The following is a 12997-nucleotide window of genomic DNA, read 5'->3' on the forward strand; positions in this document are numbered from 1 at the left end:
ATGCATGTTACTTTTTATTCGAAACGATACGTACTGAACTTGAAGGAGCAAGATGGCTAACGTCAACGTCGACGTGGTAGTGATCGGGGGAGGGCCTGTAGGAGTCACTGCGCTGGCCTTGCTGGGGCGCGCAGGTCTGACCGCCATCGGGGTGGAGCGTGATGTCCAGGTTTGGCCAACTGCCCGCGCCGTGCACTTTGATGGTGAAACCTTCCGCACCCTCCAATCGCTGGGAGTCGCCGAGCGCTTTGCCGAGGTAACTTTGCCGATGTCCTCCTTCCACATCGAGAACGAGGAGCGGGAAGTCCTGGTGTCCTTGCCCACGGGTCAGTTTGGCACCCAGGGTTGGCACGACGATCTCACCTTTCACCAACCGGACATCGAGGTCCTGCTGCGGGATGTCGTGGAAGAACTTCCCGGCGTCGAGCTCCGCCGAGGCACCAGCGTGCTCTCCGTGCGCAATGAGGGACCGGGCGTTGAGGTGGCGGTGCGTGGCTCCGACGGCGCGGAATCCTTAATTCGCGCCCGCTGGGCCATCGCAGCGGACGGGGCACGTTCACCAAGCCGCCAGGCGCTGGGCATCGAGTGCGAAAAGCTGGGCGAGGATGCACAGTGGCTTGTCGCGGACGGCATTTTGGAAGAAGGCCCCGGCCTGTCTTCCGACATGATCTTCCTGGGTCATCACACAAGGCCCGCCCTGTGGATCCGCCTCCCCGGCAAACGGGTGCGGATGGAGTTCATGTTGATGCCGGGGGACGACCCCGAGGAAATTGCCACCCCTGCGGGTGTGGAAAAGATCAGCCACGGCGTGCTGCCGACAGACAGATTCACTGCAGACCGGCTCGCTATTTATACCTTCCGTGGCCGCATCGCACGGCAGTGGCGCGCCGGGAACATCTTCCTGGCGGGGGACGCAGCCCACCAGGCGCCACCGCTTTTTGGTCAGGGCCTATGCGCCGGAATACGCGACGTGGCCAACCTGGTGTGGAAGCTCGATGCCGTCAAGCGCGGTGCGGCCGACGACAGCCTCCTTGACACCTACGAGAGTGAACGCATGCCGCATGCACGGTTCTGGGTCGAGCAGGCAACCCGGGCGGCGGGCTTCATGCAAACCACCGACGCCGACACCGCGAAGCAGCGTGACGCCTTCATCCGCGCAAACCCCGCCGCATCCGCACCGATCTCACCCGCGCTGGGCCCTGGCCTGCACGACGGCGGCACCGACGAACGCGCCGGCCGGCTCGGCATGCAGCCGATCCTCGCCGACGGGGTGCGCCTGGATGACATGGTGGGAAGCCGTTTCCTGGTGGCAACAACCCGCGAGCTCTATGCCGCGGTCCCGGCCCCACTGCGGGAACTACTTGAGGAACATGCCGACGTCGTGGTCCTGTTCGATCCGGCCAAGGTCGGCCAGATCCTTGCCGCCGCCGGCGCCCAGGCGGTCGTCGTTCGCCCGGACCGCTACATCCTGGGCCTCGGCGACACCCCCGAGGCCCTGGAGCGCCTCATCCGCAGCATTCCGCAGGCCGGCCACAACGTGCCGGCACGCATCTAAACCCACATCCGCGTCAAACGGACAGAACACAGGAGACCATCATGGCATTCAGCCCCATCACACACCTGAGGCACTTCGACATCGCGGTGCCCGACTACCAGAAGCAGGTTGAGTTCTACAAGAACCACTGGGGCCTCACCGAAATGGAGAACGACGGCGGCGTGACCTACTTCGCCGCCGAGGGATCCCCGGAACAGTATTCGGTCCGCGTGCGCGAGGCCGATGAGAAGCGCCTTGACATGGTCGCGTTCGGCGCGGCGGACAAGGCCTCGGTGGACCAGCTCGCCTCGGACCTCATTGCCAAGGGCGTGAAGCTCATTGGCGAACCCGATGACGTCAAGACCCTCGGTGGGGGATACGGCTTCCGCTTCTTCGACTTGGAGGGACGCACCATCGAGGTCTCCTCCGATGTTGAGGTGCGCAAGCACCGCAAGATCGAGGAACGCGAGGCGATCCCGGTGCGGCTCTCCCACGTGGTGCTCAACTCCCCGGAACCGGAAAAGATGCGCGCCTGGTATGAACAGCATCTGGGCTTCCGTCTCTCCGACACCCTGAACCACCCGCACATGGGCGACCTCTTCTACTTCATGCGCTGCAATGCACAACACCACTCCATAGCGATCTCCCGCGGTCCGCATGCCTCGCTGCAGCACGCGTCCTTCGAGCTGCGCGGCATCGACGAGTACATGCGCGGAAGCGGCAAGCTGCTGCGGTCCGGGTTCAAGAAAATCTGGGGCCCTGGCCGCCACAAGGCCGGGGACAACACCTTCACCTACTTCCACGATCCCAACGGGAACACCATGGAATACACCACCGAGCTGGATTCGGTGGATGAGGATACCTGGCATCCAAGCATCTTTGACACGCGCGACCCCGAGACCTCCGACCAATGGGGAACCGGCGGCGACATGGACGAATTCATCGCCCGCGAAATGTTCAACGACCGCGACAAGGGCCTGTACGTGGCCCCACCGGTATAGCGGCAGCAGACAATGACTAATGGAGGATTCATGGAAGAGGCACGCGTGAACGGATTCATGCTGGGCACTTTCGAGGACGGCGGGGAGGAGTTTCCCGGTGTGGTCTTCGGCGACGACGTCGTTGACCTGCGCACAGTGGTGCCGGGAATCGGGCGGATCGGGGACCTGTTCGCTGACTGGGATGCGCACCTGGACGCCCTCGAGGCCATCGACCCGGCAGCGGCGGGCGCACGCCCGCTCGACGGGCTGCGGGTGCTGCCGCCGGTGCAGCCGGTGGGCACCATCATCGCCGCGGGGGCGAACTACCGTGAGCACGTCCTGCAGATGAGTGTGGCCCACAAGCTCGGCAAGGAAGGCGCCGATGCGGCGCAACTGGCCGCCGACGCCGCAGCCGAAATCGACGAGCGCGGCCGGACGGGCGACCCCTACGTCTGGACCGGGATCCCCTCGGCGGTCTGCGGCGCCTACGATGACGTGAAGTTGCCGGATGTCGGCGGAAACGTCGACTGGGAACTGGAGCTTGGCGTGGTCATCGGCCGCAGGGCGCACCGGGTCGCGGCCGAAGACGCTTTCGACTACGTGGCCGGGTATACGATCGTCAACGACATCACGGCGCGCACGCTCGTACCGCGCAACGACATCGCGATGATGGGCACCGACTGGTTCCGTGCCAAGAACCAGCCGACGTTCTTCCCCACCGGCCCCTACGTGGTGCCGAAGCGGTTCGTCCCGGATCCTGCGAAGCTCCGCATCCGCTTGAGCCTCAACGGCACGCTGATGCAGGATGCCTTGGCCGATGACCTGCTCTTCGACATCCCGAGCCTGATCGCCTACGCCTCCTCGGTGGCCGTGCTGCTGCCCGGCGATGTCCTCATCACCGGTTCGCCTGCGGGCAACGGTTCGCATTGGGGCCGTTACCTGAGGGACGGCGACGTGATGGAGGCGGAAATCTCTGGTCTCGGCATCCAGCGTTCAACGGTCCGTGGGCCTAGCGGGCAGTTGCCTCCCTGGTATGTGGATCGCCCGGACGCGGTCGCCGCGGCCGGCGGGGCCGCCCCGTGATCCTGCGTCAAAGCCACTTCGTTCCGCCGGTGTCCTATCTGCTGGCGGCCGAGCTGGGATTTCTGCGCGGTGTTGAGGTGCTGCCCACCCGGACGCCCTCGAGCGCGGAGCAGCTGCGGGCCCTGCTTGCCGGGGAGCAGGACATGGTGGTCACGGCTATCGACAACCTGTTCGAATGGACCCGGGCCGGCGCCGACGTGCGCCTGGTTGCCCAGGTCGAGCAGACCACGCAGCTGGGCATCCATGCAGGCGGTGACGTGGAATCCCTCGCGGACCTGGCCGGGTGCCGGTTCGCCGTGGACGCCCCCGACAACGGTTTCGCGCTCATCGCCAAGCACCTGCTACGGGACGCCGGCGTCGAGGTCGACTACGTGGTGGTGGGCGGCGTTCGCGAACGCTTGGACGCGCTGCTCGGCGGCCAAGTGGACGCGACCCTGCTCGGGCCGCCGTTCGACAAACTGGCCGAAAAGGCCGGGATGCGGCGCGTGGTGGACGTCAATGCCCTGCTGCCGGAACTGCCGGGCCAAGGCCTGGTGGTCCGCGCCGAGCTTCTCGCTTCCGCAGAGCTGGAACGCTACCTGGGCGCTTTGGTGCGCGGGGTGGCGGCCGGAGAGTCGATGACCGACGCGGAGGGAATCGAGTTGCTTGAACGCTGCGGCTACCAGGCGGCGGCCACGGCGGCCTGGGGCGCGCGCGCCCGCACGCTTGCGGTGGATCAGCGCGGACTTGGACTGCTGACCGGGATCCGTCGAAGCCTGGGCATGCTTCCGCCGGACATCGGGCTGGAGGAGCTCTGCGACGGCGAACCACTCCTGAGGGCCACCCGGGCCGCCACGGTCGGTAACTGAGCGTCACCCCCACGAACTTGTCTATTGCAACCCCACCAACCCAATGCGATACTGTACGTATCGTATGTTTGATGTCCAAAGGAGCAACCATGAAACTGGGACGTATAGCAGTGCCCACGCCCGACGGCGAGCAGATTCGACTCGTCGCGGCCCAGCCGGAGCAGGGCCGGGTTATTGACCTTGCCCGCGCCTATGCCTTGACGCTGCAGCGCAAGGCTGCCGAGCCCGAGCGCGCCCGGGATCTCGCCCTGGCGGTGCTTCCCGGAAGCCTGGCGGCGGGAATCGGCGGAGGCGCCGTATTCCTGGACGCCGCACACGCTGCGCTTGCCGCGGCCGACGACGCTTCGCTTGCCATCGATGAGGTCTCGTGGCGGGCGGCGGTCGACGCCCCGGTCATTCGCGACGGGCTGACCTTCGAGCAGCACATCCAGAACTTCCACCGCATTGTCGCCAAGGCACAGCCGGCAAGGTCGATCTACGAGCGTCCGGGGTATTTCAAGGGCACTACGGCCATGTCCTATGGCCACAACCAGGTTCTGCCCTACCCCGACTTCACCGAAGCCCTCGACTGGGAACTCGAGGTCGGCTACGTCGTGGGCAAGTCCGGAAGCGACCTGACCCCGGACACGGCGCTGGACCACCTCTTTGGCATCACCGTCTTCAACGACTTCAGCGCACGCGATATCCAAGGCGCGGAAATGGCGATCGGCATGGGCCCGCAGAAGTGCAAGGACTTCGGCTACGGCATTGGCCCCTGGGTCACCACCATGGACGAAATCGATTCCATCGAGGGACTGCGCGGCCAGGTCCGCGTCAACGGGGAGGTGCTCTCCGACACCAAGGTCGAGGACTTTGTCTACACCCCCGCAGAGCTGCTGGCCTACGTCTCGATCTCCGACCGCCTGCAGCCGGGCGACATCATTGGATCGGGCACGATGGGCTTCGGCGCCGGCGTTGAAATCGGAAAGTTCCTGAAGCCCGGCGACGTCATTGAACTCGAGCTCGAAGGCGTCGGCACGTTGCGCACACCGATCTCCACCGAACGCCAGAAGGCTCCCTGGTGGCCCGAGCCGCGCACCTACCCGCACGAAGAATGGGTGGTCTGATGACCCGCCCCCCAGTACGCCGCATCGTCACCGGGCACGACGACCAGGGACGCGCCATCATCCTCTCGGACGGTGCCGCGCCCAACCACTGGTCCTCGGAAGTGATTCCGGGATTCGGTGCCACCGTGCCCTGGCTGACCGCGGCCGGACGCATCGACCACGTCACCGACGCGGACCCGGCCGCGGCCGACGCCGAGATTCCCAGCTTCCCCGCTGCCGGCGAGACGATCCTGCGCATTGCAGACTTCCCGCCGGACGCCGTCTATCCGGACGAGGCGGGTTCGGTGATCTTTAGCGAGCTCGACGGGCACGACGAGGCCGAAGCAGGCGCCGAGCACAGCGGCTCCAAGCACTTCTGGTTCCATCGCACCGACTCGCTGGACTACGCTGTCGTGCTCGAGGGCGAGATCACGCTGCTGGTCGACGAGGGTGAGGCAACCATGCGCGCCGGCGACGTGGCCGTGCAACGCGCCACCAGCCACGCGTGGTCCAATCGCACCGACCGCACGGCCCGGGTCCTTTTTGTGTTGATCGGAACCGAGCCCCTCACAGCATCCCAGATCGCCGAGCGACGCAGGGAAGCTTCCCGGCCCTTGGAGAGCGCATGATCCTCAACGCCCACGCCGCAGACGGCGAAGTGATCTGGGAGCCCGACCTCGAACGCAGCGCGGAGACCGGCATCGGGCAATTCGCCGCCTTCCTGGGCCGGCAAGGCATTGATGTCAGTGCAGGCTACGACGAGCTCTGGCAGTGGTCGGTGGATGAGCCGGAACAGTTCTGGGAACTCTTTGCCCGGTTTGCGGGAGTCGAGTTCGGCGGTACGGCAGGACCGGTCTGCACCACTGACGCCATGCCGCACACGCGGTGGTTTCCGGGACGCACCCTCAATTTCGCCCGGCACCTGCTGCAGGGCCACGAAGGAATTGCGCTGGTGGGCATCGCCGAGGACGGGACGCGCGAAGAGGTCACCTGGGACGCGCTGAGGCGCGAGGTGGCATCCCTCGCCGCGCACCTTCGGGACCGCGGGGTGGGCCACGGGGACCGGGTCGTCGGAATCCTTCCGAATGTTGCCGAAGCCGTCGTCGGGCTGCTCGCCACTGCCACTATCGGTGCTATTTGGTCCGTCTGCGCCCCTGAGTTCGGCCCGGGTGCGATCGTTTCGCGGTTCGCCCAGCTCGGTCCAAAGGTCGTCATCGCCGCGCCGGGCTACCGGCTCGGCGGGAAAGACCGGGACCGCCGTGGGGAGCTGGGGGAGATCTTCGCTCAACTTCCCACCCTCGAGCACATCATCTGGGTGGGGCGGCATACATCTGTCCCGAGTGTCCCAACCCGGGTTCCGGCCGTGGACTGGACCCAGGCCGTGGCCGAACCGGCGGAGCTCGTCTTCGAGGACGTCGAGTTCAGCCACCCGCTGTGGGTCCTGTTCTCCTCCGGGACAACGGGCATTCCCAAGGGCATCGTGCACGGGCACGGCGGGGCGCTTCTTGAGGAAATGAAGATGCTCCTCATCCACTCCGACCTGCGGCCCGGGGACCGCTATCTCAACGTGGCCTCTACGAGCTGGGTGCTGTGGAACGCGCTCGTCTCCGCACTGGGGGTGGGGGCGACGGCGGTACTCGTCGACGGAAACCCCACCTTCCCGTCCATCGACCGGGTGTGGCAGATTGCCGCAGCCGAGCAGGTCGCGGTCCTCGGTGTGGGTGCGGGATTTGTACATGCCTGCGCGAAGGCGGCTCTGGTACCGATGCGCGACCACGACCTGGACGCCCTGAATTCCCTTCAGGTCACTGGATCGCCGCTTTCGGCCGACGGTTATCGCTGGGTCTACGGCAATGTGGGTGACATCTGGTTGAGTTCGATGAGTGGTGGCACCGACATCGCCTCCATCTTCGTGGGAGGATCCCCGACATTGCCGGTCCATGTCGGCTACATCCAGGCTCCGGCCCTCGGAGTGCGCGTGGAGTCGTGGGATGAAGCCGGCAATCCCACCCGGGGCAAGGGCGAACTGGTAGTGACCAGGGCAATGCCCTCGATGCCGCTGAGCTTCTGGGGAGACGATGGCAGCAGGTACCACGAGAGCTACTTCGCGATGTACCCGGGGGTGTGGCGGCACGGGGACTACATCGAGTTCACGCACCGGGGCATCCTCATCCACGGCCGTTCCGACTCGACCCTCAACCGCAACGGGCTGCGGCTCGGTTCGGCAGACATCTACACGGTGGTCGAATCGCTGCCGGAAGTCGCCGAGGCCCTGGTTGTCGGTGCGGAACTGGGCACTGACTACTACATGCCGCTGTTCGTCCACCTGGCCGACGGTGCCAATCCGGACGTGACCCAAGAGGCGATCACAAGATCAATCCGTGAGAACCTCTCCGTCCGATACCTGCCTGACGAGATTGTCTTCATGCCCGGAATTCCGCATACCCGCACCGGAAAGAAGCTGGAAGTCCCCATCAAGCGGCTTCTGCAAGGAGCGCGGCTGGAAACGGTCGCGGATCTCGGGTCGGTGGATGATCCCGTGCTGTTGGAAGAATATGCCCGGTTTGCCCTTGAACGGCAGACGATATCACCGTAGGCGGCACCGCTACTGGCTTCCGACAGGTTCGGCCCGCCGTAATGGGTGGTGGGCGCCGGGAAGTATCGAGGATAAGACATCAAGCGACTCAACGGCTGGCTAAATACTGCTCACCCCGTCAAAGGAGAGACATTGGGAACCATGCCAACAGCAACACCTGTCAGTCAAAAAACCGCGGGCGCCATCGGCCACAGCCTCACTCTGATCCGGGGCGAGGTTGGAGAGACGGCAGACTGCATCAATGAACAGGAACTTGCTCACCTGGCCACCCATCTCACCACCGTTAACCGGGTGTTCGTTGCAGGGGCAGGCCGCAGTGGACTGGTTCTCAGGATGGCCGCTATGCGGCTGATGCATCTCGGCCTCACGGTCCACATCGCAGGGGACGCCACCACTCCTGCAATCCGCGCCGGGGACCTGCTGGTGGTGGCCTCTGGATCCGGAACAACCTCAAGCGTGGTGAAGGCGGCAGAAACTGCGGCAAAGGCCGGTGCAAAGGTGGCCGCATTCACTGCCAACACAAACTCCCCACTGGCTGCAGTATCCGACGTGCTCGTGGTTATCCCGGCCCCGCAGAAAGCCGACCACCAATCGGGTGCGTCTCGGCAATATTCCGGAAGCCTCTTCGAACAGGTGCTATTCCTCGCCACCGAAGCGGTGTTCCAAGCCCTCTGGGAGGAAACCTGCATTTCTGCCGAACAGCTCTGGACCCGGCACGCCAATCTCGAATAGCAGGACTCAGGATGGCGACGACGGAGGCGACGACTGATGCAGCGGAAACACCCGTCAACAACTCACCCCTGAATTCCTTTTGCCCAACATTTCCTAAAGAAAGAGCCGATCATGAAACTCCAAGTTGCAATGGACCTCCTCACCGTCGAAGACGCCCTCGAATTGGCCGCCAAAGTAGCCGAATACGTGGACATCATCGAACTCGGAACACCCCTGATAAAGGCTGCAGGCCTCTCCGCTGTCACCGCCATCAAGAATGCCCACCCCGACAAAATCGTTTTCGCTGACATGAAGACCATGGACGCCGGAGAATTGGAGGCCGACATCGCCTTCAAAGCCGGCGCCGACCTGGTATCAGTCTTGGGCAGTGCAGACGACTCGACCATCGCCGGCGCCGTGAAAGCCGCCCGTGCGCACGGCAAAGGCATCGTTGTGGACCTCATTGGGATATCCAATAAAGTCTCCCGCGCCAAGGAAGCGCGTGCCCTTGGCGCCAAGTTCGTGGAATTCCACGCCGGCCTTGATGAGCAGTCACAGCCCGGCTATGACCTCAAGGGGCTCCTGGCCGCCGGCGAAGAAGCGCGCGTCCCCTTCTCAGTAGCCGGAGGAGTAAACCTCTCGACGATCAACGCTGTCCAGCGGGCAGGGGCGGACGTGGCCGTAGCGGGCGGCTCAATCTACGGAGCCGCGGATCCCAGCCTGGCCGCCAAAGAACTGAAGGCCGCCATCATCTGACGCTTCCTTTCCATCACCTGCGGCGGCCGCACGTGCAAAAGGTGTGTCTGGGGGATCTCCAGTACGCCGGATGGGTAGACGCGGTCGGAGACCGCGGGCATCTGATTTGGGTGATCGAGAACGGAACGGCTGACCGCCGGCTGTTCCTGCGCGGGGATGGCGTCACACTATGTCCCATCTGACGCTACTCCCCAACCCGAATCCGACCAGATCCGCGGTACACGATCAAAGCCCTTCCCTCCCGGAATATTCGGAAGAGTGGCGCGAGGTGTCCACTGCTGACCCAAATCTTGTCGACAAGTTACTGAACGAGGCTGAGTCGTCGCTCGTCGAAGTGGCTCTGAGCCGCCGGCCCGCCGGCATTTTGGTCACCCGCCATCACGCAGGCCGGTACGTTCTAGAACTCAGTGAAGAAGTGCCGTTCGGGGAATCCCGGGAGCGGTCCGCCTGGTAAGAGAGCGTTCCTGCTTCCGGAACCACGTGGTCATTATCCAGGCGTCCACTCGAGAGCCAGCACGCAACGCAGCCTGATCCTAGGAGCAGACCGGCGAGCACTGTTGGGGCCCAGAAGAAACCGCACCTTCGGGCTGATAGCCGCCAGCCAGAACCTCGGCGCCCTTGACGCAGCGCGGGGGAGCAGATGGGCCAGCAGGCAACGGGCGGGCCACCGACACCCACACTCGCCCAGACAGGATCAGGAATTGCTTTCGAATTCATCGATCGTTATGCGCCCGCCGAGACGTGGAATTCGTCCTCGCGGCGGGCAGGGCGTTTGAGGATCTCGCTGCGATAGCGCGCAAACGGGAGGACTGGGCCACCAAGCGATCAAGCCACCCAATAGACGCACGCCCTTCGAGAAGGTCTCGAATCGATGTCGGTGATTACCCCTGGGAGGTCGGCTGACTGACCTACTGATGCTGAGGACGTCTCCAAACTTCGCCGGGCTCGAGCCCGCGCAGAGGATCTCACTGTTGAGTCCGTCCAGGAATGGGGCGGGCGCCGACCCTTGCTCGTGATTCTTGTGGCACCCGGCGGTCGCTATTCGGGTTCAATGGCGTCCAGGACCTCGACTGCATATTGGATGACAGCCAGTGCCCGGGCAGTCAGCATCGTTTCTTTGGGCCAAACTGCAACAACAGAGGTCTGGCCGGCGTGGGGACGAAGGTGCCTGGTCACGAGTCCCTTGCCCTCGCTGGAAACCGGGATCTGATTCGGCCGCGACATCAAGAGGCTGTAGCCGAGCCCCCGCCCGACCATCGCCCGGACAAGATCAATTTGCGGGACTACTGCACCCACGTTTGGCTTGAGCCCACGCTGAGCGAACATCAACTGCGTATATTCCGTACTGGGGGCCGTGTTGAGCATGATGAGTGGCTTGGCCGACAGATCAGCGAGATCCACATCATCTTCTTCAGCAAGTGAATCGTTGGCCCCCAGAACGGCCATGACTTCGGTCTTGTAGATGACCCTGCGCTCAACGTCCGCTGGCAAGCCAATGTCATAGACGATGGCCGTGTCCAGGGTTCCATCTTCAAGCGCCGGCAACAGGTCAGAGTGGTCCCCTACCGTGATGCTGATTTCGACCTTGGGGTGCAGGCTCGCCACGCCCTCAAGCACGGCGGGCAGGACGTTGCTTGCCAGGCCCGTATAGCAGCCCAGCGACACCGGCCCCTTCAGCTCGCCGCGGATCTCACCCAATCCTTCTGCCAGCGCACTGGCCTCTCGAAGCAGCTCCCTGGCCCGCTTCGCGAAGTGGCGCCCAGTCGGCGTCAGGTGCATGCCCCGGGCCTTCCTCCGGATGCACAGTTGTTCCCCCAACGCTGCCTCCAGCTCGCTGACGGCATGCGAAAGCGCGGATTCGGAGATGTGAAGCTGTTGCGCCGCGGATCCCAGGGTGGTGTGTTCCGGCAGCGCGGCGAAGAGCTCGAGCTGACGAAACGTGAATTTCGGCACGAAAATCACTTCTCCTAAAGAATCGAAATACTTCCGCTGATATTCGCAGTTTACTAGAGAAATATTGCCTGTGACACTGATTACACAAAGAAGTGCCAGCAGGACCGGCTACACAACGACGTGCCAGTAGGAGTAAGACAACAATGACGACACCAGCCGCACAGTGCCCCTACCACGGGAACTCGGAGACCCGAAGCGATGACGCGGCCTCGGTGCCCGGCAGCAGCGATCAAGCTCGCACCACCGCTTCGCAGGACGCCGTCGACTACGCCGTGGCTGACTGGGTTGACGTGGCTGAACTTGCATCGAATCCCTACCCGACCTATGCCCGGCTGCGGGCAGAGTCGCCGGTCGCCTGGGTTCCGCAGCTTAACAAGTTCCTCGTCACCAACTACGCCGGCTGCCACACGGTGGAACAGGACCAGGAGATCTTCAGCGCCAACGTTTCCGGCGCCACGATGACCCGGGCCATCGGTGCCCAGCCGATGCTGCGCAAGGATGATCCGGAGCATTCAGTAGACCGGGCACCGGTAAATCCTGTGCTTCGTCCCAAGTCCATCAAGGAAGTCTGGGGCCCGGTCTTTGAGCGCAACGCCGAAACCTACCTTGAGAATGTCGCCGAGCTTGGCCCAGAGGAGGCGGACCTCAACCGGGACTATGCCGCCCCTGTGGCCTCGCAGAACCTCATCGACCTGCTGGGGCTGAAGGATGTATCAGTGGAGCAGGTCCGCCGCTGGTCCCACGACTTCATCGCGGGCATGGGCAACGTCCTGGACGATCAGTCGATCTGGGACCGGTGTGACGCTTCGACCGCGGAGGCCGATGCTTTACTCAAGGAACTGATCCCCTACTACCGGCAGAATCCGGATGCCTCGATGGTGTCCGCGTTCGCAAACAGCGGGCTGCCAACATCCAACGTTGCAGCGAATGTCAAGCTGACCATCTCCGGCGGAATGAACGAGCCCCAACACATGGTCACCAACATGGTCTGGGCCCTCAGCAACCACCACGAACAGCGGGCGCAGGTCCTCGCCGACCCCTCGTTGTGGGCGTCGGTGTTTGACGAAGCCGTCAGGTGGCAATCACCGATCGGCATGTACCCGCGCCAAACGACCCGGGAAACCGTCCTGGAAGGGGTCCGGATCCCCGCAGGCGCCGGGATCGGCGTTGTCGTTGCATCCGCCAACCACGACGCCGCCCACTTCGGCGCCTCTGCAGCAGACTTTGATATCCACCGGCCAAAGCGCCCCCACCTCGCTTTCGGCAGCGGCGTCCACCTCTGCGCCGGGCACTGGGCCGCAAAGACCTCCATCGGTCAGATTGCCGTACCGATGGCCTACAAGCGCTTCCCAGGGCTTCGCGTAGACGAACGGCGGAATGAAAGCTGGGACGGCTGGGTCTTCCGCGGCCTGACCAGCCTTCCCGTCACCTGGAACTAAGAGCACCCCGAA

General features: G+C 64.1%; 11 protein-coding genes. 10 read left to right on the forward strand and 1 reads right to left on the reverse strand.

Annotated elements, in window-relative coordinates; all coding sequences use genetic code 11:
* The first annotated feature begins 52 nt into the window (after window positions 1-52).
* From AC1DZV_RS00505 to hxlA, 9 genes are all read left to right on the forward strand, one after another.
* The gene (locus tag AC1DZV_RS00505) at window positions 53-1555 is read left to right on the forward strand and encodes a bifunctional 3-(3-hydroxy-phenyl)propionate/3-hydroxycinnamic acid hydroxylase (protein ID WP_476858222.1); all 1503 of its coding nucleotides are present in this window, start codon (window positions 53-55) and stop codon (window positions 1553-1555) included.
* Between the two features lie 41 nt (window positions 1556-1596).
* The gene (locus AC1DZV_RS00510; protein WP_476868224.1) at window positions 1597-2535 is read left to right on the forward strand and encodes a VOC family protein; all 939 of its coding nucleotides are present in this window, start codon (window positions 1597-1599) and stop codon (window positions 2533-2535) included.
* A 30-nt stretch (window positions 2536-2565) separates the two neighbouring features.
* Window positions 2566-3597 (forward strand): fumarylacetoacetate hydrolase family protein, encoded by a 1032-nt coding sequence (locus AC1DZV_RS00515; RefSeq protein WP_476944186.1) that lies wholly within the window; start codon window positions 2566-2568, stop codon window positions 3595-3597.
* Window positions 3594-4445 carry an ABC transporter substrate-binding protein gene (locus tag AC1DZV_RS00520; RefSeq protein WP_476946724.1) on the forward strand — a complete coding sequence of 284 codons (852 nt, stop codon included), beginning with the start codon at window positions 3594-3596 and terminating at the stop codon, window positions 4443-4445. Before AC1DZV_RS00515 ends, AC1DZV_RS00520 begins: the two co-directional genes overlap by 4 nt.
* Before the next feature lie 89 nt (window positions 4446-4534).
* Window positions 4535-5551 (forward strand): fumarylacetoacetate hydrolase family protein, encoded by a 1017-nt coding sequence (locus AC1DZV_RS00525; protein WP_476952678.1) that lies wholly within the window; start codon window positions 4535-4537, stop codon window positions 5549-5551.
* Window positions 5551-6159 carry a cupin domain-containing protein gene (locus AC1DZV_RS00530; RefSeq protein WP_476858218.1) on the forward strand — a complete coding sequence of 203 codons (609 nt, stop codon included), beginning with the start codon at window positions 5551-5553 and terminating at the stop codon, window positions 6157-6159. Before AC1DZV_RS00525 ends, AC1DZV_RS00530 begins: the two co-directional genes overlap by 1 nt.
* Complete coding sequence (locus tag AC1DZV_RS00535) at window positions 6156-8126, forward strand: acetoacetate--CoA ligase (protein WP_476952679.1); 1971 nt, start codon at window positions 6156-6158, stop codon at window positions 8124-8126. Before AC1DZV_RS00530 ends, AC1DZV_RS00535 begins: the two co-directional genes overlap by 4 nt.
* A gap of 141 nt (window positions 8127-8267) precedes the next feature.
* Window positions 8268-8858 (forward strand): 6-phospho-3-hexuloisomerase, encoded by a 591-nt coding sequence (gene hxlB, locus AC1DZV_RS00540; protein WP_476952680.1) that lies wholly within the window; start codon window positions 8268-8270, stop codon window positions 8856-8858.
* Window positions 8859-8969: 111 nt separating this feature from the next.
* On the forward strand, window positions 8970-9593 hold the full coding sequence (gene hxlA, locus AC1DZV_RS00545; RefSeq protein WP_476946726.1) for a 3-hexulose-6-phosphate synthase: 624 nt from the start codon (window positions 8970-8972) through the stop codon (window positions 9591-9593).
* 1038 nt (window positions 9594-10631) lie between these two features.
* Here the strand turns inward: hxlA and AC1DZV_RS00550 are convergent.
* Window positions 10632-11555, reverse strand: coding sequence for a LysR substrate-binding domain-containing protein (locus tag AC1DZV_RS00550; RefSeq protein WP_476952681.1), 924 nt, complete (start codon window positions 11553-11555; stop codon window positions 10632-10634).
* 134 nt (window positions 11556-11689) lie between these two features.
* Here AC1DZV_RS00550 and AC1DZV_RS00555 point away from each other — a divergent pair, with 134 nt between their 5' ends.
* Window positions 11690-12985, forward strand: a complete 1296-nt coding sequence (locus tag AC1DZV_RS00555; RefSeq protein ID WP_476946727.1) for a cytochrome P450 — start codon at window positions 11690-11692, stop codon at window positions 12983-12985.
* The last annotated feature ends 12 nt before the right edge of the window (window positions 12986-12997 follow it).

It is taken from the genome of Arthrobacter sp. P1_D12, from assembly GCF_056406175.1.

Excerpts from the sequence above, each read along its gene's own strand:
- AC1DZV_RS00505 (WP_476858222.1), top strand. The coding sequence starts at position 53 with ATGGCTAACGTCAACGTCGACGTGGTAGTGATCGGGGGAGGGCCTGTA.
- AC1DZV_RS00510 (WP_476868224.1), top strand. The coding sequence starts at position 1,597 with ATGGCATTCAGCCCCATCACACACCTGAGGCACTTCGACATCGCGGTG.
- AC1DZV_RS00515 (WP_476944186.1), top strand. The coding sequence starts at position 2,566 with ATGGAAGAGGCACGCGTGAACGGATTCATGCTGGGCACTTTCGAGGAC.
- AC1DZV_RS00525 (WP_476952678.1), top strand. The coding sequence starts at position 4,535 with ATGAAACTGGGACGTATAGCAGTGCCCACGCCCGACGGCGAGCAGATT.
- AC1DZV_RS00530 (WP_476858218.1), top strand. The coding sequence starts at position 5,551 with ATGACCCGCCCCCCAGTACGCCGCATCGTCACCGGGCACGACGACCAG.
- AC1DZV_RS00535 (WP_476952679.1), top strand. The coding sequence starts at position 6,156 with ATGATCCTCAACGCCCACGCCGCAGACGGCGAAGTGATCTGGGAGCCC.
- hxlB (WP_476952680.1), top strand. The coding sequence starts at position 8,268 with ATGCCAACAGCAACACCTGTCAGTCAAAAAACCGCGGGCGCCATCGGC.
- hxlA (WP_476946726.1), top strand. The coding sequence starts at position 8,970 with ATGAAACTCCAAGTTGCAATGGACCTCCTCACCGTCGAAGACGCCCTC.
- AC1DZV_RS00555 (WP_476946727.1), top strand. The coding sequence starts at position 11,690 with ATGACGACACCAGCCGCACAGTGCCCCTACCACGGGAACTCGGAGACC.